This window comes from Spongiactinospora sp. TRM90649, assembly GCF_029382225.1.
Lineage (GTDB): Bacteria > Actinomycetota > Actinomycetes > Streptosporangiales > Streptosporangiaceae > Spongiactinospora.
Genome location: NZ_JARLTC010000006.1, coordinates 128,048 through 146,732, shown reverse-complemented (window position 1 = coordinate 146,732; position 18,685 = coordinate 128,048). Strand labels below are relative to the sequence as shown.

Genomic DNA, 18,685 nt, shown 5'->3' with positions numbered 1-18,685 from the left:
CAGCACTGTACGGCGAGCCGCAGGGCCCGCCGTACAGTGCTGTCGGTGCGCCGATGCTCAGTCGCGGTCGTTGCTGACCGTGGTCTTCTGCACCTGGAGCAGGAACTCCGCGTTGGACTTGGTCTCCTTCATCTTCTCCAGGAGAAGTTCCAGAGCCTGCTGCATGTCCAGCGCGTGCAGCACCCGCCGCAGCTTCCAGACGATCTGCAGCTCGTCCCGGGCCATCAGGATCTCCTCCTTGCGGGTGCTGGACGCGTCGACGTCCACCGCGGGGAAGATCCGCTTGTCGGCCAGGGACCGGTTGAGCTTGAGCTCCATGTTGCCGGTGCCCTTGAACTCCTCGAAGATGACCTCGTCCATCTTGGAGCCGGTCTCGACCAGGGCCGTGGCCAGGATGGTCAGGGAGCCGCCGTTCTCGATGTTGCGGGCGGCGCCGAAGAACCGCTTGGGCGGGTAGAGCGCGGTGGAGTCGACACCACCGGACAGGATCCGGCCGCTGGCGGGCGCCGCCAGGTTGTAGGCGCGGCCCAGGCGGGTGATCGAGTCGAGCAGCACCACGACGTCGTGGCCCAGCTCCACCAGTCGCTTGGCCCGCTCGATGGCCAGCTCGGCGACGGTGGTGTGGTCCTCGGCGGGACGGTCGAAGGTCGAGTGGATGACCTCGCCCTTGACCGACCGCTGCATGTCGGTGACCTCTTCAGGACGCTCATCCACGAGCACGACCATCAGGTGGCACTCGGGGCTGTTCCTGGTGATCGCGTTTGCGATGGTCTGGAGCACCATGGTCTTGCCCGCCTTCGGCGGGGAGACGATGAGCCCGCGCTGGCCCTTGCCGATGGGCGAGACCAGGTCGATGATCCTGGTGGTCAGGACGTTGGGCTCGGTCTCCAGGCGCAGCCGCTCCTGTGGGTAGAGCGGGGTGAGCTTGTTGAAGTCGGGCCGGTTGCGGGCCTGGTCGGGGTCCATGCCGTTGACGGTGTCGAGGCGGACCAGCGCGTTGAACTTCTCGCGGCGCTCGCCCTCGCGGGGCTGGCGCACCGCACCGGTGATCACGTCGCCCTTGCGCAGGCCGTTCCTGCGGATCTGCGCCAGCGAGACGTAGACGTCGTTGGCGCCGGGCAGGTAGCCGCTGGTGCGGACGAACGCGTAGTTGTCGAGGATGTCGAGGATCCCGGCGATCGGGATCAGCACGTCGTCGTCGCCGATCACCGGCTCGTTGCTGTCGAAGCGGTCGCGCCCGCGGCGGTTGCGCTCCCTGAAGCGGCCACGCCGGCCGCGACGGCCGTCGGCGTCGTCGTCGACCGGACCGCCGCGCTGGTCGCCGCCCCGCTGGTCACCGCGGGTCTGGTCGCCACGCGACTGGTCGCGGTCACGATCGCGGTCGCGGTCGCGGCCACCCTGGTCACCGCGCTGGTCACCGCGCTGGTCACGGTCGCGGGGACCCTGGTCGCGGTCGCGGTCACGACCGCCCTGCTCGCCTCTGGACTGGTCGCGGCCACCGTCGCCGGTGCGCTGGTCGGTCCGGCCCTCGCCGCGCTCGCGGCGGCTGCGGCGCTCGCCGCGGTCGCGGCGTCCCTCGCCACGCTCGGGCCTGGCGTCGGGCTGGGCGGTGTCGGCGGGCTGCTCGGTCACCGTCGCGGCGGACGCGACGGCGGGCTCGGCGGCCTGGGCCGCCGCCTCGGTCAGCGTGGGCTGCTCGGCGGGCGCGGCCTCGACCGGGGTGGCGCGGGTGCGCACACGGCGGGTGCGGGTGGGCCGCTCGGCGGGGGCCTCGGACGCGGCCTCCGGCGCCTCGGGCGCGGCGACCGGTTTGGCGTCGGCGGCCGGGCTCCCGGCCGAGGCCGTGGCATCGGCGGAAACGCCCTGCTTCTCCTGGATGGCCGCGATGAGCTGGCTCTTGCGCATCCGCCCCGTCCCGCTGATGCCGAGGCTCGACGCGAGCTGCTGCAGCTCGGGGAGCACCATGGCGGACAGGCCGGTGCCGGAGCGACGGCGCGGCCGTGCCGCGGCGCGGGTGGGGGTGTCGCCGGCCGCCGACTGCTCAGGTGAGCCGGTGTCGGTGAGGAGTTCGGTGGTGTCGCTCACTAAGGGTCCTTCCCAGGGGTCGGGCGTCGGCGGTGGTCTGCCGACCGTCCCGGAGGTGCGATCGATCCGGCGGGACTGACCGGGTCGGGGTGCACGTTACGTTCCTTGGCCGCCCCGGAGGACGGCTGCCAATGTCGAGGACGGGTGCGCCCACGCCGTCATCGCCGGGCCTCGCCGACGATGGGGGCCTGGAGGCCACCCCCCGGATTGTTACCGCCAACCAGATGACGTCGAGATGGTTGGAGCCCGCATATCCCCGCGTATACCGCCCTTCACGGCGCCCGCCGGATGTGGAGCAACCGGCAACGGCGTATTCAGGGAGGGTTCGCGATCCACTTCTGACGAGGTGGAGCATGACGCAGCGATGTATGGCTGACAAGCACGCACCCATCATGGGGGCATCTGGTGCGGCTATAAGCCTAACATCACCAGCGCACACGGCTATTCCCTGAAGGTCGAAGAGGCATCAGCGTGTCTCGGGAAACTGGGCGCTCGCACCGTCGGTATCGACGTCCAGCGGCTGGATGTGCCAGTCATTACCCACTTCTGACGCGATCAAATCCTGCGTATCCGGTGTCGGAAACGCCAGAACCGTCGGCCCCGCGCCGGAGACGACGGCGGGAACGCCGATCACGCGCAACCGTTTTACCAGAGCCGCCGTCGCCGGCATCGCAGGCGCGCGGTAATCCTGGTGCAAACGGTCTTCCGTGGCCGCGAGCAGCACCTCAGGTTCCGGGATCCGCGTCATCGCCGCCACCAGCAGCGCGGCGCGCCCCGCGTTGGCGGCGGCGTCGGCGTGCGGCACCTCTCGTGGCAGGTATCCCCTGGCCACCTCGGTGGACAGCCGGTGGACGGGGACCAATGCCACGGGCCTGATGTCGGCGTGCGGCGTCAGCCGCACCATGCGCGCGGCCCCCGACGGCTCGCTCCAGGCGATGGTCAGGCCGCCGGCGAGACAGGGCGCCACGTTGTCGGGGTGCCCTTCCATCTCGGCGGCGAGCGCGAAGACCTCATCGTCTGCAAAAGCATCGGAAAAGCCATCGGAAAGGACGTCGGAGGTCTTGCGCCCCGGCCCGGCGGCGAGCGCCCGCGCGGCGAGCAGGCCCGCGCAGATCGCCGCGGACGACGACCCGAGGCCCCGCGCGTGCGGGATCCGGTTGCGGCAGCGCAGCAGCACGCCCTCGGGCTGCGGCGCCCCCATCCAGTCGAAGGCCGCGCGCATGGCCCGCACGATCAGGTGTCCCTCGCCGAGGTCGAGTTCGCCCGCGCCCTCGCCCTCGACCTCCACCCGTGTCGGCGAGGTGGTCAGCGAGGCTGTGACCACGTCGTGCAGGCGCAGCGCGAGACCGAGCGTGTCGAAGCCGGGGCCGAGGTTCGCCGAGGTCGCGGGCACGCGAACGACGACCGTCGTGCTGTCGGTCATGGCCACCTTCGAATGGAGTGCGGAGGTCTGCGGCCCGCCGGGGACGCCCCCGTGCCCGGCGGCCGTGTCAGGCGAGTTCGAGCGCCGTCGCCGCGGCGTGCGCGTCGATGGAGATCGTCACCGGAGCCGGAGCGCCGGAGATCGCCCAGTCGGGGTCTTTCAGCCCGTTACCGGTGACCGTACACACCACCCGCTCGCCATCGCGAACCAGCCCATGCTCACGCGCCTGGAGCAGGCCCGCGACGCTGGCCGCCGAGGCCAGCTCCACGAACACGCCCTCCTCCTGCGCGAGCAGCTTGTAGGCGGCGGCGATCTGGCGGTCGGTGACCGCCTGGATGTCACCGCCCGACTCGTCGCGCGCCGCCTCGGCCAGCCGCCAGGAGGCGGGATTGCCGATGCGGATCGCCGTCGCGATCGTGTGCGGGTGGGTGACCGGCGCGCCCTTGACGATCGGGGCGGCCCCGCTGGCCTGGAACCCCAGCATGCGCGGGGTGCCGGTGGACGGCCCGTCTGCGGCGTACTCCTTGTAGCCCATCCAGTAGGCGGAGATGTTGCCCGCGTTGCCCACCGGCAGGCAGTGCACGTCGGGCGCGTCGCCCAGCACGTCGACGATCTCGAAGGCCGCGGTCTTCTGCCCCTGCAGCCGGAACGGGTTGACCGAGTTGACCAGCGCGATCGGGTAGTTCTCCGAGAGCTTCCTGGTCATCTCCAGGCAGTCGTCGAACGAGCCGTCGACCTGGAGCAGCTTGGCCCCGTGCACCAGCGCCTGCGCCAGCTTGCCCATCGCGATCTTGCCGCGCGGCACCAGCACCGCACAGGTCAGCCCGGCCCGGACGGCGTAGGCCGCCGCCGACGCCGAGGTGTTGCCGGTCGAGGCGCAGATGACCGCCTTGGCCCCTGCCTCGACCGCCTTGCTGATCGCCATGGTCATGCCGCGGTCCTTGAAGCTGCCGGTGGGGTTGAGCCCCTCGACCTTCAGGTACACGTCGCAGCCCGTCAGCGCCGACACTCGCCGCGCGGGCACCAGCGGTGTGCCCCCTTCGAGCAGGGTGACCACCGGCGTCGTCGCGGTCACCGGAAGTCGGTCTCGGTACTCCTCGATGAGTCCACGCCACACCCTGGTCATGATCGCTCCTCGGCAGCCTTGCGGTGTCGAGGACCGAGTTTACGGCCAACCCGCCTGACCTGCGGACGTGAACCCCGTCTCAGGAACCGCTGTAGGGTCTGCAGAGCCCGACCGCCGCTGCCGACCGACGCGCACGAAGGGTGGAGCGCTCAACATGACCGGTGGACACCAGGGACCGCTTCCCGATCTCGCGGACGACCGGCCACGGGTGCGGCGCAACGACCACTCGCCGCTCACGCCGCCCGAACTCGGCGCCTGGCGGCCCACGCTGCCGGTGAGCGTCGTCGTTCCGGCGCACGGCGGGCAACCCCGTCTCGACCTGGCCCTCGCCGCCCTCGCCGCCCAGACCTACCCGCGTGAGCTGCTTGAGGTCATCGTGGTCGACGACGGCAGCGAGCCGCCGCTGCGGCTGCCGGAGATCGCCCCCGAGGGCACCAGGATCGTCCGGGCCGATCCGTCCGGCTGGGGCATCGGGCACGCCGTGAACTCCGGCGTCGCCGCCGCCGGCGGCACGCTGATCCAGCGTCTCGACGCCGACATGGTGGTCTGCCGCGAGCACATCGAGGCGCTGGCCCGCTGGCACCACCTGACCGACTACACGGTCACCATCGGCTACAAGCGGTTCGTCGAGGAGCCCGCAGGGCTCGGCGCGGCGCGGGTGCGCGAGGCCGTGGCGGGCGAAGGGCTCGGCGCGATCTTCGACCTGGCGGCGGCCGTGCCCAGTTCCACCGAGGCCACCATCGAGCGCCTGGACCTCCTGCGCGCCAGCAAGAACCCCTACCACTGCTGCACCGGGCCCACCCTGTGCCTCCACCGCGACCTGTTCCTCGCTGTGGGCGGCGTCGACGCCGGGGTGCCGCGCGGCGAAGACACCGAGTTCGCCTACCGGCTCGCCCAGGCGGGCGCGGTGTTCGTGCCCGATCCGCTGGCGCAGGCCGTCCACCTCGGGCTGCCCGCGCAGACGCTGGAGCGCGACCTGGCGGTGCGGGTCGTCTCGCCGTACCTGGCGCAGCGCGTTCCGCTCCGCCGCGACCTGCGCAAGGACGTGGGGCGGCGGTGGCGCGTGCCGTACGCCGAGGTGGTGTTCGAGGTCGGCGACGCCGGCGAGGAGACCGTGCGCGCGGCGGTCGGGGCGGCGCTGACCGGCTCTATCTCCGACGTGGTGGTCACCCTGGTCGCGCCCTGGTCGTCCCTCGGCTCCGGGCGGCGGCCGGTGCTGCACGATCCTTTGCTGGACCTGCGGCTGATGAGCGAGCGCTTCGCCGGTGACGACCGGGTACGGCTGGCCGACGCCGTCGTACCCTCGCCCGCGCCGATCCCGTTCCGCTACACCGGCCCGGTCGAGCCCCCGCCCGGCCGCGACACGCTGCGGCTGATGATCGACACGCTTCAGGAGCACCGCCCGGGCGTGTTGCGGGTCGATCTCCCCTCCGGCGGCACGGCGCGCCTGGAGCGCACCGAGGCGCTGAGCCGCGCCCTGCTGCTGGCCGGGCAGGGCGTTCCCGTCACCGAGCTGGTCGCCTCCGGCGCCATCGACCCCGACCTGCGAGACGAGCTGGTCGAGGCCACCCACGGCGCGATGAAGGGCGAGTACGCGGAGTACTGGCCGGCCCCCAAGCAGGCGGCCGCCCAGCAGGCGCCGCCGAAGAAGGCGCCCTCCGCAGCCAAGCCCGCCCAGCCTCCGGGGGCCGCTCCCCCGCCGCCCGAGCCGCCTTCGCGGGGCACGTCGCTGCTCGGCCGTCTCACCGGCGCGCGCCGCCGGGGCTGAGGCCCGCAGGTCAGCCGGTCGCGCCGGGCTTGTGGGGAATGTCCACGGCGATCTCGCCGCCGAGCCGGGCGCCCTCCGACAGCGGCAGGTCGTCGCCGCTCCAGAAACGGCCGGGGTCGTACCAGTTGGGCCGCCGACCGGCGGGCAGCAGGCCCATGTCCTCGTAGGTGACCGCGATGACCTCTGCGCAGTAGGCCGACTCCAGCGTGCGCGGGTCGCGCGACCTCGACCGGATCGCGGGCAGCCGCCCGCGCAGCCACCGTCCGGCGAGACGCGCGGTGGAGGGGAACGGCGTACCGTCGAGCCGGGCGATGGTCTTGAGGACGGCATCCTCCATCTCGCGGGTCGCCGGCGGGTCGAGCATGCGCAGCCAGGCGCGCTGGCCGTACCGTTCGGACCAGACCTCGACGGCGGCGCGCATGTCGTGCAGCTGCACGCCCCGGTGGTGGCCGCCCGCCCACATGTCGGGCAGCGACCGGCCCAGCTCGGCGTGCCACATCAGCGGCGGGAGGTCCTCGATGACCACGGCCATGCCGACGTGGTTCACCGGGCTGTTGGTGGTGACCTGGATGGCCCGGTCGGGCACCGAGCGCCCCCGGAACAGCCACACGTCGCCGGTGCGGGTCAGCTCCAGTGCCTCGTCGAGGCCGATGCTCATCGCTTCCAGCCTTTCTTCGCTAGCCTTTCGCCCATGCGGCGGTTGTGGAAGATTCTCGGGCTGGCCTGCTTCGCGGGCGTCGCGGCGACCGGCGTGGTGATCGCCAGGGCCGAGCGGCGGCGGCGTGCCTACACCCCCGACGAGGTGCGTACCCGGCTGCGGGAGCGCCATGCGGAAAGCGGTGAGGGCACGCCCTGACCTGCGGGGAGCCGGTCACTCGGGGCGCCGGCGGCGGCGCAGGGCGCGGCGCAGCGATCCGGCCAGCCCGGCGCGGCGCACCGTCTGGGCCTTCTTGGCGGCGGCCAGCTCGCGGCGCAGCGTGCCGACCTCCCTGCGGTATTCCACGGCGTTCTTGCGCCAGCGGCCCGCCTCGTCGCGCCATTTGGCGATCTGGCCGCGCAGGCGCTCGGCCTCCTTCTTGAGCCGGGCCACCTCGTCCGCGGCCTCCATCCGCGCGCGGTAGGCGCTGCGGCGGCCGATCGGCGGGCCGGCCTCGGCGGCGGCGGCGAAGCCGTACGACTCTCCGTCCACCCACAGCACGCCGTGGGTGTCGTCCACCACGTCGTCGAGGTCCTCCCCCGGCCTCGCGACGATGGCGGCCCTGGCGAACGCCGCGGATCGCTCCAGGCGGGCGGCCACCACGCCGTCCTCGCGCTCATCGAGCAGCACGTTGATCAGGCCGTGGCCCTGTTCCCTGGCCAGGTCGAGGATCCGGGCCAGGCTCTCCTCCCCGGCCGCCCAGCCCGCGGGGATCCGCAGCCGGAACGGCTCGGCGGCGGTCGCCTCGGGCTCGTTCTCGGCCAGGCGCACCCTGGACTCGTGGGCGTAGTGCCCGCCGATCAGGACGAGGTCGAGATCGGGGTCGGTGAGCGGGGCCCGGCGCTCGGGGTCGAGGCGCGACCAGGGGCCGACGACCTCGACGGCGAGGTCGGGGATCGTGCCGCCCAGCAGCGAGTCCACGGTGGCGCGGACGTCGTCGTAACCGGCGGCCTCGACGATCGCCCGGACGTAGGGCACCTTCCACTGGCGGGCCGGGTGCGAGCGCAGCCACCGGTAGGACGGCACGCGGTCGCCGATGTAGGCGTGGCTGACCCGGTCGATCGAGGTCTTGTCGCGCATCCGCATGGAGGGCCCGAGGTGGTAGCCGCGCGCCTGCGGGTCGGGCACGAACACCGCGCCCGCCTGGGCCAGGCGGTAGCCCAGCTCGGTGTCCTGGCCGAGGATGAGGTCGGTGTCCATCGGGCCCGCCGCCTTGAGCAGCCGGGCGGCGACGGACGTGGCGCCGCCGACGTGCAGGCTGAACGCCCGGTGCGGGTCGCGGACCAGGCCGCCGGTGCGCTCCAGCAGGTCCACCAGCCACTGGTGCGGCTCGGCGGGCTCGAACAGCTTGGCCAGGCCGTCGGCGCCGTGGTCGGCGAGGGCGGTGGCCAGCGCGCTCGGGAGGGGCAGCGGCGCGCCGGTGAACCGCAGGTAGCTGGTGACGACCAGGTAGGGGGCCAGGTGGTGCCAGCGCATGTGCGCCTCGACCTCGTCGGGGGCGAGCACGACGTCGGAGTCGAGCCAGTGCACGACGTCGCCGGTGGCGGCGGCCAGGCCCGCGTTGCGGGCCGAGGCGCGGCCGGGGGTCTCGCACACCACCATCCGGGTCAGCTCGGGGCGGATCGCGCCGAGCCGCAGCGGCGGGGCGCTGCCGTTGTCCACGACGACGACCTCCAGCAGTTCCTGCGGGTAGGTCTGGGCGGACAGCCCGGCCAGGACGAGGTCGAGCTTGTCCTGGCCGTTGTAGGCGGGCACGACGACCGTGACGGTCAGGGAGGGGGTCCAGGACCCGATGGCGGGCGGCGTGAGCGCGGTGTAGTCGTTGCCCCGGATCCTCGGCCCGCCGGGAGTGTTCCGGTCTTCCACGGGCCCCGCGCTCACGTACGGCTCGCTTCGCTCACAACCGCTCCCTGGTAGGTGGTGTCGGGGCCGGCTTCCATGATCAGGCTGGGACGGAAGCCGCGCCACTGGTTGGTCGCGACCCGCAGGAAATGGGCCAGGGGCAGCCGCCAGGTGTGGTCGCCGGCCAGCGACCTGCGCAGCATGTAGCCCAGGCCGTGGGTGCGGTAGATCCGGCCGCCCGCGGCGTCGATCCGCTTGAGCAGGTCGGCGTCGACGCCGCTGGTCAGGGAGGCGAATCCGCCGGACTCTCGGTAGGCGTCGCGGCCCAGCAGGATGGTGCCGCCCGCGATGTAGTCGCTCCACCGCTCGCCGGCGTAGTCGGTGCGGCGGACGGTGGCCCGCAGCGGCTCCAGGTAGAAGAACTCGGGGGCCGCGCCCACGACGTCGGCTCCGGAGTACTCCTTGGCCATCAGCAGGTCGGCGAGGTGCTCGGGGCCGTACCAGTCGTCGTCGTCCCACTTGGCGACGTGCTCGCCGGACGCGCGCGAGGCGGCCTGGTGCAGCACCTCGCCGAACGGCGTGGACGCCTCGGCGGCGAGCACGGTGAGGGGCAGCGGGAAGCCCTCGACGGCGCGGCGGACCTCGGGGTGGGACTCGGGCACGCCGTGCAGGCCGAGCACGACCTCGACGCGGGCGTGCCGCTGGCGGGCGATCTGGTCGAGCGCGCCCTTGAGCAGGCGGGGGCGCATGCTGGACATGATCACGGTAACGGTGGGGTCGGCGGCGTTCACGGCGCGGTGGACGTGCCTGCGCAGGCGCACGCTGTGCTCCTCGCGGCGCAGGTCGGCGACCGAGCGGACGTCGGCGGGCCGCTCCGAGGTCTCGGGGGGCGTGCCGTCCCAGGCCATCAGGAGGGCCGCGAGGCCGGGATCGGCCTCCGGCACCCAGGCGGGCACGCGCGGGGCGTACAGCGGCACTCCGGCTGCGGCGAGGCCGAGCACGGCGTCGAGCGGGGCGCGGGCGTCGCCGGGCCACTCGACGCGGACGGCGTGCAGCGGCCGGAGCTCGTCGGCCTGGGCCTCCGTGACCGTCGCGCCGAGCGGACGGTCGTCGACCGACCAGCCCTGGGCGGAGGCGCGCAGGACGGCCTCGCCTTCGGTGGGGGTTCGCTTGTAGCCGAGCGGGCTCGCCCTCCTGGGCGGGGACGGCTCGCCGGCCTCCTCTTGGGTCGGGACTGACTCGGACGCTTCTGGTGAGGTACTCATACCGGGGCTCGATCAGATCCGTGTATCGCGGGGGCGGTCGCCAACGAGCGTACCGATCTCCGGCGGTCTACCGTCACGAACCCTGACAAGATGTCAGATCCGCCGCTCGGCCTCCCGGAGGAGGCCGAGACGGTTTCACTATGAATTAACAGGTAAAATCTGAACCTACTTACACTTCCCCGTACCACCGCATATGTGGCAATTCTCAATGGAATTCACCCATATGACAGAGCCATCTGGTTGCCGTTTCGGTCGCTCATAGGTGAGCCGACCGGTCCCGTTGCAGCAACCGCAGTCCGGAGCGGGCTTGGCCACGGGCCTCTCCCCTGTGCGAGATCACCGGATTGGAACGTCCGCGTATCCCCGTAGAGTAATGCCACATCCCCTTCGGCAACGGGCTTTCCGCCAGATGAACCGGTTCTCGGGGCAGGCCACTGGAGCTCCCGCCTCAATCGGGATCAATGAGGTTTTGCCCGGTGCACCCCTCGGAGGGTCAGGGCGTCTCGTCACCCTCCACGCGCATGACGCTCGCCACGGCCCTGACGATGTCCAGCTCGCGCAGGCTGCCCACGGTCGCCGACAGCGCGGCGTCGCTCGCCCGATGGGAGACCAGGACGAGCTGGGCGTCGTCGCCGTGGCCCTCCTGGCGGACCGTCTGGATGGAGACGTCGTGCTTGGCGAAGATGTCGGCCACCCTGGCGAGCACGCCCGGCTTGTCGGCGACGTCGAGGGCCACGTGGTAGCGCGTGACGGTGTCGCCCATCGGATGGACGGAGAGGTCGGCGTAGGTGGACTCCTCGGGCCCGCGCGCCCCGGTGAGGCGGTTGCGGGCGACCGCGACCAGGTCGCCGAGCACGGCCGAGGCGGTGGGCGCACCGCCCGCGCCCTTGCCGTAGAACATCAGCTCCCCGGCGGAGCGGGCCTCGACGAATACGGCGTTGTAGGCCTCCCTGACCCCGGCCAGCGGGTGCGACCTCGGGATCATCGCGGGATGCACGCGCACGCCGACCGAGGAGCCGTCGTCGGAGCGGGCGCAGATGGCCAGCAGCTTGATCACATAGCCCATCGCCTTCGCGCTGGCGACGTCGGCGGCGGTGATCTCGGTGATGCCCTCGCGGTGGACGTCGGCGGCGGTGACCCTGCTGTGGAAGGCCAGCCCGGCCAGGATCGCGGCCTTGGCGGCGGCGTCGAAGCCCTCGACGTCGGCGGTGGGGTCGGCCTCGGCGTAACCGAGCGCCTGAGCCTCCTCCAGCGCGTCGGTGAACGACGCCCCGCTGGTGTCCATCTTGTCCAAGATGTAGTTGGTGGTGCCGTTGACGATGCCGAGCACGCGGTGCACGTGGTCGCCGCTCAGCGACTCGCGCAGCGGGCGCAGCAGCGGGATCGCGCCCGCGACGCTGGCCTCGAAGTAGAGATCGCCGCCGCCCTGCCTGGCGGCGGCGTGGAGGGTCGCGCCGTCTTCGGCGAGCAGCGCCTTGTTGGCGGTGACCACCGACTTGCCCGCCCGCAGCGCGGTGGCGATCAGCGACCTGGCCGGCTCGATGCCGCCGATGACCTCGACCACGATGTCGACGTCGGGGCGGGAGACCAGGGCCTCGGCGTCGGTCGTGAGCAGGTCGGCCTCGACTCCGGCGTCGCGCTTGCGGCCCGGACGGCGCACGGCCACTCCGGCCAGTTCCAGCGGTGCGCCGATCCGGGCGGCGAGGTCGGCCGACTGCTCGCGCAGCAGCCGCACGACCTGGGATCCGACCACGCCGCAGCCCAGCAGGGCCACTTTCAGCGGTTTCACGGTTGCCCCCTCAGGAGGTCGTCTTCGGTCTCCCCGCGCACGATCACTCGTGACGCGCCGTCCTTCACCGCGACGACGGCGGGCTTGGGCAGGTAGTTGTAGTTGCTGGCCAGCGACCGGCAGTAGGCGCCGGTGGCGGCCACCGCGAGCAGGTCGCCGGGCGCCAGGTCGGCGGGCAGGTGGGTGTCGCGGACCACGATGTCGCCGCTCTCGCAGTGCTTGCCGACCACGCGGGCGAGCATCGGCCCGGCCTCGCTCTCCCGCGAGGCCAGGACGCACGTGTACTCCGCGCCGTACAGCGCGGTGCGGACGTTGTCGCTCATGCCGCCGTCCACGCTGACGTAGGTGCGCAGACCCTCGACGTCCTTGACGGTGCCGATCTCGTAGAGGGTCACGCCCGCGGGGCCGACGATCGCGCGGCCGGGCTCGACGGTCAGTCGGGGCAGCGGCAGCCCGGCCGAGGCGCAGACCCTGGCCACGATCTGGCGCAGGTGGTCGGCGATGAGCTTGATGTCGGGGGCCTCGTCGCCCTCGATGTAGGCGATGCCGTAACCACCGCCGAGGTCGAGCTCGGGCAGCACCACGCCGTGCTCGTCCTTGATCTGCACCAGCAGCCCGGCCAGCCGCTGCGCGGCCACCTCGAACCCGGCGGTGTCGACGATCTGCGAGCCGATGTGGGAGTGCAGCCCGGTCAGTTCGAGCTGGGGCAGCGCCAGCACGCGACGGACCGCCTCGGCGGCGGCCCCGCTGTTGAGCGAGAGCCCGAACTTCTGGTCGTCGTGGGCGGTGGCGATGAACTCGTGGGTGTGGGCCTCGACTCCGGTGGTGACCCGGATGAGGACCTTGGGACGCACGCCGTGGCGCTCGACCAGGTAGCCCAGCCGGGCGATCTCCTCGAAGGAGTCGAGCACGATGTGGCCGACCCCGGCCTCTATCGCGCGCTCCAGCTCAGCGGCGGACTTGTTGTTGCCGTGCAGGGTGATGCGGCCGGGCGGGAAGCCCACGCTCAGCGCGACGGCCAGCTCTCCGCCGCTGCAGACGTCGAGACCGAGGCCCTCCTCGTCGATCCAGCGGGCCAGCTCCCGGCACAGGAACGCCTTGCCGGCGTAGTGGACGTCGCTGTCGCCGAAGGCCGCCATGTAGTCGCGGCAGCGGGAGCGGACGTCGTCTTCGTCCAGGACATAGAGCGGCGTGCCGTACTGGGCCGCGAGGTCTCGTACGTCGACGCCGCCGATGGTGACCGCCCCGCCGGCGCGCCCGGATGTTCGGGGCCAGATGGCGGGGTCGAGGCGGTTGAGGTCGGCAGGCGTGGCGTGGCGCTCCTGAGGGTGCGCCTCGGCGTGGCCGTGCGGCTGTGCCGCGGCATGCCGGTCGCCTGCGGGATGGACGAAGGGACTCACCCGAACGAGGCTATCGGACCCGCTGATCCCATTGGGACGCCTGTCCAGGCTTCGAGACACACTGCCTGCAATTTATCCTCCCCGGTCGACAAATCCCAGGATAAATCACGTTCAAGGGCGCTTCATGAGACTTGATCCTGCGGCGCCGCCCAGGTGTTACACGCCCCGATCGTGCCCTGCCGCTCCCCACGCTTGATCCACGCCGCGCTGTTGCGCGCCGACCCGTGAGTCTTGCGGTGCGCGGCCCACGCCTCCTCCGCGTCGGCCCCCGGGTGACCCGCAGCGGCCCGCACCATCGCCACCGCCTCGGAGTCGATTTCGCGCATGGCCGCCGCCGCCATGCAGTCCGCCTGTAACTCCAGCCGCCGCGACCACGCCTCGTCGAAGATCTCCGAGCCGTTCTGGTCGGCGATGCCGCTGATCTCCTGCACGTGGTGGGCGTACTCGTGGGCCAGGGTGAACATGTCGGAGAAGGCCCAGCTCGCGTCGAGGAGCACGTTGACCGACCGGGTCTCCGGGCAGTAGATCCCGGCCCAGCCGTCGTCGTCGCGCCCGCACGACGACTCGGCCGCCGTCTCGACCAGGTTCACCTCGCCCGGCGGCTCGTACTCGTATCCGGCCGCGCGCAGCGTCGCCGTCCACATCCGGTCGAGGCAGCGGGACAGCTCGCCCAGCGTCCTGCGCACGTCCGCGTCACGGTCTTTGGGCAACTCGCAGTGGCTGGGCACCGGCGAGGCGGAGTACAGGGGGTGGGTGGCGGCTCCGGAACGCGGGGAGCCCGCCTCGGTGCCGAGGACCTCGCGCAGTTGCGGATAGAAGAAGACGACCACTCCGAGCACCAGCGCGAACGCCGCGGCGGCCGGTAGCAGCCGCCTGATCACCCCGCGTCGTCCGCTCACCACCGCTCCCTGTTTTGATGTTCTCGGGAGGGTCTATCACAGTCTGTCGGGTGCCGTTCGGCCATTCGCCGTGAGCCCTTCGGAGATCACCAGGCGGACCGCGCCGGCCATCCTCAGCCGTGCGGTGTGGACCGGTCGCGCGGGCTCGTCCCCCACCGGTACGGCGGGCGCCCGCTCATGCGCGTCGTGGTAGGCCAGCGCGAGCCTTTCGAGGTACGCCGCCCACCCCGGCTCGGCCCGCTCGCACCTGCTCGGCAGCTCGGCCAGGACCCGCAGCACGGCACGGTCCCACGGGCCGGACAGCTCGCCCGGCGCGAAGCCGTCGACCGGAACCCCGAGGTCACGCGCCCAGCGCGCGACGGCCACCGCCCGCGCGTGGGCGTAGCGCACGACGAACCCGGGGTTGTCCCACGTGCGCGGCAGATCGGGCCAGGCCGCCCGGAAGGCGGTGAAACAGGGGCCGATCTCGGTGACGATCTCGCCGGGCTCGGCGACCACGATCTTCAGCAGCCGCCCCGGGCCCGGCCTGACCGCCGCGACGCCGGGCAGCGCGCGCAGCCGGTCCGCGGCCCCGGGATCGGGCGCGGGAGCCGTGAGGACGGCCTCACGCTCCCACCCGCCCGTGGGCATCGGCGCGCTTCCGAGCGACTCCGCGAGCCGGGCGATCGTCACATTGAAGACGATAGCCAGCCCGGCCCCCGGGGCACCTCACCCGCCGGTCAGATCATCGCGTGCGGCTCGGCGGGACCGTACTCGACGAGGCGCGACGAACCGAGCAGGGCGGGGTCCTCGCGGCGCCGCCTGACGTATCCGAACCGGTCGGCGGAGAAGACCCGCACGTTGTCGGCGCGGCACTGGCGCATCAGCACCTCGTCCCAGCCCTCGGCCACGTCGGCGATGCCCAGCCCGCGCAGCACCGTGCGGCGGGCCAGCAGCGTCCCCCCGCCGATCTCCGGCAGGTAGGAGTACTCGGCGCCCGGCTGGTGCAGAACGGTCACCCCCGCGTCCTCCAGGTGGGCGTAGAACGACGCCTTGCCGACCACGTCGGCCGTCGTGTAGAGGAACGCCCGGCGCAGGTCGGCGAGGTGGTGCTCGCCGTACAGGTCGCGCGGGTCCATCACCGCGACCAGGTCGCCCTCGCACAGGTCGAGCCCGCGGCCGAGCGCGCCGCCGATGGTCAGCCGCGTCTCGGCGGCCCTGGCGACCACCTCCACGGAGCCGGGCAGCACCCCGGCCGCCCGCTTGGCGGCCATCTCGGCGTCGGGCCCGAGCAGGATCACCTGGTGGACCTCGTCCTGGCGGGCGATCTGGGCGATGGCCCGGTCGGTGTCGCCCACCGGGGGAACGATCACGGACGTGTGCAGCGTGGCGCGGGCGGCGGGCAGCCCGATCGCGGCCAGGAAGTCGTCCACGCGCTCGGTCATGGTGCCGTCCGCGTACGCCTGACGCATCGCGGTGTGGGCGAGTCCCTCGTCGGGCACGCTGCCGATGGGGGTGGCGCAGGCGGCGATCTCGGCGGCCCGCCACGACTCGGTGCCGGGCGGCAGCGTGACCGCCTTGGGCCACCGGTAGGAGGTGAGCACATCGGGATAGCTCAAGTGGGGAGGCAGCAGCTCTTCCAGGGTCAGCACCCGGTCGAAGCGGCCGTCGCGGATCGGCAGCGGGTTGTGGATCCTGGGCTGCACGGCGAAGGGCAGCACCCCGGCGCGCGGGTGGTCAGCCCGCCAGGCGGGCAGGTCCTCGGGCGAGGTGGTGAAGACGTGGTCGAACCTCCGGGCGGCCTCGCGGAACGCGGCGACGTCGCCTCCGGTGTGCCAGAAAACGGTCCTGATGCCGCGTTCGGCGCACCAGGCGAGCAGGCCGTCCAGCCCCTCGCCGGGACGGTTTACCTCCTCGGCCCACGGGCCGCCGGTCACGGACTCGACCAGCAGCAGGTGGGGCACCTCCTTGGCGAGGATCCTGGCGAAGTCGCGCGGGGTGAAGCCGACGGTCTGGCGCCACTCGTAGCGCAGCAGCGCCTCCGCGTGCGGGTCGGCGATCACCGCGGCGGTCAGGTGGGGCCTGGTGTTCGGCCCGGTGGGCACCCGGAAGGGCTTCAGCTTGAACGAGGCGCCCGCGATGGTTCTGACCGATTCCCTGGCCTGGAACGCGGCCCCCGGTCTCTCCTCGGCCGTCTGGGCGACGGCAGGAGGGGGCTGGCGCTTGGGCGCGACGGGCCGCTTGACCGGGCGGGCGGCGCCGCGCAGGCCGCGCGCCAGCCTGACCGGGTTGCGCCTGCCGGTCTTGATCGCGTCGCCCAGCCGCGACCAGCGGGCCACCTGCAGGGACGACAGCTTCCAGCGGGCGACCTCGGTCTGGTAGCGCTGCTCGGCCAGTTCCTTGCGCAGTTTCTGCTCGGCGGCCCTCGACTCGGCGAGGGAGCGCTCCGTCTCGCGCAGGCGGGTGTTCACCTCCCGCAGTTCCTCGGTGGCGCGGGCGGCCTCGGCCAGCTTGGCCTGGGCGGCGTCGAGCAGCCGCGCCAGTTCGTTGGCCCTCTCCGCCTGCTCCAGGGCGTCCCGCAACGCCCTCCGGGTGCCGTCCAGTCGCTCGCCAGCCACGTCGTCCTCCGATCCCTGAGCGGTGCAAAGGATACTCTTTCCGCTATTCACGAATTTCGGCTAATCGGGAGATGTGCCGGGATCAGCACCGCGAAGGGATGGGCTCGTGCGTGACGGGGAGTGGCCGACGTTCAACGTCCGGCCGTACGTGTGCGGCGCGATCGGCGACGTGGACCCGGCCCTGCTCACGAGACTGCGCGAGGCCGGGCCGAAGGTACGCGCGGCCCTGCAGACCACCGGCGCGGCCCTGTTCAGCAGCAGCCCGCTGGCCCCGTACCACCGTGACCAGTCCGGGTACGCCTTCGCCTGGGGAGAACGCAGGCCGAAGGAGTCCGACCGCTGGATCACCGTCGCCGAGACCTACGAGACCCCCGGTCTCATCGACGACGGGGAGCAGGTCACCCTGCACGCGGGTGCGCTGGGGCTCGTGGACGTCTACTACGTGCGCACGCCCGGCGTGGTCTACTTCTCCTCGCTGCTCGAACCGCTGCTGTCGCTTACCGGTGGGTCGTACGAGCTGGACTGGGCGGCCTGGGCGTCGATCCTCCAGGTCACCTTCCCGCTGGGCGACGACACGCCCTATACCTCGGTCAAGCGGCTCAACGGGTCGAGCGCGCTGGTCCACGACCGGGCCACGGGGCGGATCTCCACCGACCGGCGGCTACCGCGCTGGGTGCGCCAGGAGCCCTACGAGGCGTGGCGCGGCCCCGGTGAGCTGCTGGAGATCCTGCACGAGGCGTACAAGGAGTTCGAGGACCGGCCGCTGTTGGTGCCGGTGAGCGGCGGCTACGACTCCCGGCTGCTGTGCTCTGTGGCGGTGGCCCGGGGCGCCGACGTGGAGTCGTGGACCACCAGCCCCGACGACGGCACGGACGCCGACATCGCCTTCGCCCGCGCGATCACCCACGAGCTGGGCGTACGCCACCGGGTGATCGAACAGGACCCCGCCGACTACCCCGCCGACACTCTCGCCGTGGCCCGCAGGCTGGAATACCTCACCCCGCATCACGCCTGGTACGCCCCCTTCGCCCGCGAGGTGCAGCGCGCCGGACGCACCCTCGTGGACGGCCTGGCCGGCGGCCCCCTGCTGAAGAACTTCATGGTCAGCGGCGAGGCGCTGCACGCCGCCACCGCCGAAGAACGCCAGGCCGCGGTGCTGAGGTCGCTCAGCCTGGGCGCCCCCTCGGTGCCCTTCCTCTCAGAGAAGGCCGAGCACTGGATCACCGAGACCGTGCGCGAGTCCTTCGCCCGATCGACGTCGATGCTGCACGGGCACCGGGCCGAGCTGTCCCTGTCGGTGCTGCACACGCGCACCGTGCGGGGCATCGCCCGCTCGCCGGTCAACCTGGTGGGGCCGGAGGCGTCGTTCGCGGCGCCGTTCATCTACCCTGCGTTCTTCGACGCCGCGCTGTCGGTGGGGGTGGCCCGTAAGGACAAGGGGCGCTTCTACCGTGAGCTGCTGCACGCGGCGAATCCCCGGGTGGCGGCGCTGCCGTCCACCAACGTGGTCAAGCAGCCGCTGACGCGGGTGCCGCTGCGCTCCACCGCCGCGCCCGCGCGTGCCCACTCGCACCGGATGCTGATGCGGGTGGCCTGGCAGGTGCCCGGGCTGCTCTCGCCCGAGCTGCACGACATGATCTCGCAGGGGCCGGACGCGCTCGCCCGGTTCAACGGCTGGAACGACCGGTTCTGGGTGCGCGGGCTCGTGCTCTTCGGATCATGGCTGATCGACAATGAACGGAATCTTCCCGATACGACGCCGCCATGGGCCTGATGACCTCGCCGTTTCGGGCG

The 18,685-nt window shown here is 72.4% G+C and carries 14 protein-coding genes; 3 read left to right on the top strand and 11 right to left on the bottom strand.

The features are described 5' to 3' along the window. Positions 1-57: 57 nt before the first annotated feature. The 3 genes from rho to thrC form a co-directional block, all read right to left on the bottom strand. Positions 58-2,085: a transcription termination factor Rho gene (rho, locus tag P3X83_RS07955; protein ID WP_277304224.1), complete on the bottom strand. Its 2,028-nt coding sequence runs from the start codon at positions 2,083-2,085 to the stop codon at positions 58-60. A gap of 466 nt (positions 2,086-2,551) precedes the next feature. Beyond that, positions 2,552-3,508: a homoserine kinase gene (thrB, locus tag P3X83_RS07950; RefSeq protein WP_277304223.1), complete on the bottom strand. Its 957-nt coding sequence runs from the start codon at positions 3,506-3,508 to the stop codon at positions 2,552-2,554. A 67-nt stretch (positions 3,509-3,575) separates the two neighbouring features. Next, entirely contained in the window at positions 3,576-4,634 is a 1,059-nt protein-coding gene (thrC, locus tag P3X83_RS07945; protein ID WP_277304222.1) for a threonine synthase, read from the bottom strand. Between the two features lie 154 nt (positions 4,635-4,788). Here thrC and P3X83_RS07940 point away from each other — a divergent pair, with 154 nt between their 5' ends. Continuing rightward, positions 4,789-6,402 carry a glycosyltransferase gene (locus P3X83_RS07940; RefSeq protein ID WP_277304221.1) on the top strand — a complete coding sequence of 538 codons (1,614 nt, stop codon included), beginning with the start codon at positions 4,789-4,791 and terminating at the stop codon, positions 6,400-6,402. A 10-nt stretch (positions 6,403-6,412) separates the two neighbouring features. On the opposite strand, the gene P3X83_RS07935 is transcribed toward P3X83_RS07940, so the two are convergent. Beyond that, the gene (locus tag P3X83_RS07935) at positions 6,413-7,060 is read right to left on the bottom strand and encodes a hypothetical protein (RefSeq protein ID WP_277304220.1); all 648 of its coding nucleotides are present in this window, start codon (positions 7,058-7,060) and stop codon (positions 6,413-6,415) included. A gap of 33 nt (positions 7,061-7,093) precedes the next feature. Between P3X83_RS07935 and P3X83_RS07930 the strand changes: the two genes are divergently transcribed. After that, the gene (locus tag P3X83_RS07930; protein WP_277304219.1) at positions 7,094-7,258 is read left to right on the top strand and encodes a hypothetical protein; all 165 of its coding nucleotides are present in this window, start codon (positions 7,094-7,096) and stop codon (positions 7,256-7,258) included. Positions 7,259-7,273: 15 nt separating this feature from the next. On the opposite strand, the gene P3X83_RS07925 is transcribed toward P3X83_RS07930, so the two are convergent. The 7 genes from P3X83_RS07925 to P3X83_RS07895 form a co-directional block, all read right to left on the bottom strand. After that, positions 7,274-8,980, bottom strand: a complete 1,707-nt coding sequence (locus tag P3X83_RS07925; RefSeq protein ID WP_277304218.1) for a glycosyltransferase family 2 protein — start codon at positions 8,978-8,980, stop codon at positions 7,274-7,276. Then, a complete protein-coding gene (locus P3X83_RS07920; RefSeq protein ID WP_277304217.1) occupies positions 8,977-10,206 on the bottom strand; it encodes a glycosyltransferase in 1,230 nt (409 codons plus the stop codon). The genes P3X83_RS07925 and P3X83_RS07920 overlap by 4 nt, the downstream gene beginning before the upstream one ends. A gap of 493 nt (positions 10,207-10,699) precedes the next feature. Beyond that, positions 10,700-11,995 (bottom strand): homoserine dehydrogenase, encoded by a 1,296-nt coding sequence (locus P3X83_RS07915; protein WP_277304216.1) that lies wholly within the window; start codon positions 11,993-11,995, stop codon positions 10,700-10,702. Then, positions 11,992-13,395: a diaminopimelate decarboxylase gene (lysA, locus tag P3X83_RS07910; protein WP_277304215.1), complete on the bottom strand. Its 1,404-nt coding sequence runs from the start codon at positions 13,393-13,395 to the stop codon at positions 11,992-11,994. The genes P3X83_RS07915 and lysA overlap by 4 nt, the downstream gene beginning before the upstream one ends. 122 nt (positions 13,396-13,517) lie before the next feature. Beyond that, entirely contained in the window at positions 13,518-14,294 is a 777-nt protein-coding gene (locus P3X83_RS07905; protein ID WP_277304214.1) for a neutral zinc metallopeptidase, read from the bottom strand. A 36-nt stretch (positions 14,295-14,330) separates the two neighbouring features. Next, positions 14,331-14,966 (bottom strand): DALR anticodon-binding domain-containing protein, encoded by a 636-nt coding sequence (locus P3X83_RS07900; RefSeq protein ID WP_277304213.1) that lies wholly within the window; start codon positions 14,964-14,966, stop codon positions 14,331-14,333. A 47-nt stretch (positions 14,967-15,013) separates the two neighbouring features. Further along, entirely contained in the window at positions 15,014-16,891 is a 1,878-nt protein-coding gene (locus tag P3X83_RS07895; protein WP_277304212.1) for a hypothetical protein, read from the bottom strand. A gap of 106 nt (positions 16,892-16,997) precedes the next feature. Between P3X83_RS07895 and P3X83_RS07890 the strand changes: the two genes are divergently transcribed. Beyond that, on the top strand, positions 16,998-18,665 hold the full coding sequence (locus tag P3X83_RS07890; RefSeq protein WP_277304211.1) for an asparagine synthase-related protein: 1,668 nt from the start codon (positions 16,998-17,000) through the stop codon (positions 18,663-18,665). Positions 18,666-18,685: the final 20 nt, after the last annotated feature.

Bases quoted from the DNA above. Each gene is read 5' to 3' on its own strand.
- P3X83_RS07920 (WP_277304217.1), bottom strand. From the start codon at position 10,206: ATGAGTACCTCACCAGAAGCGTCCGAGTCAGTCCCGACCCAAGAGGAG.
- thrC (WP_277304222.1), bottom strand. From the start codon at position 4,634: ATGACCAGGGTGTGGCGTGGACTCATCGAGGAGTACCGAGACCGACTT.
- P3X83_RS07930 (WP_277304219.1), top strand. From the start codon at position 7,094: ATGCGGCGGTTGTGGAAGATTCTCGGGCTGGCCTGCTTCGCGGGCGTC.
- P3X83_RS07935 (WP_277304220.1), bottom strand. From the start codon at position 7,060: ATGAGCATCGGCCTCGACGAGGCACTGGAGCTGACCCGCACCGGCGAC.
- P3X83_RS07940 (WP_277304221.1), top strand. From the start codon at position 4,789: ATGACCGGTGGACACCAGGGACCGCTTCCCGATCTCGCGGACGACCGG.
- thrB (WP_277304223.1), bottom strand. From the start codon at position 3,508: ATGACCGACAGCACGACGGTCGTCGTTCGCGTGCCCGCGACCTCGGCG.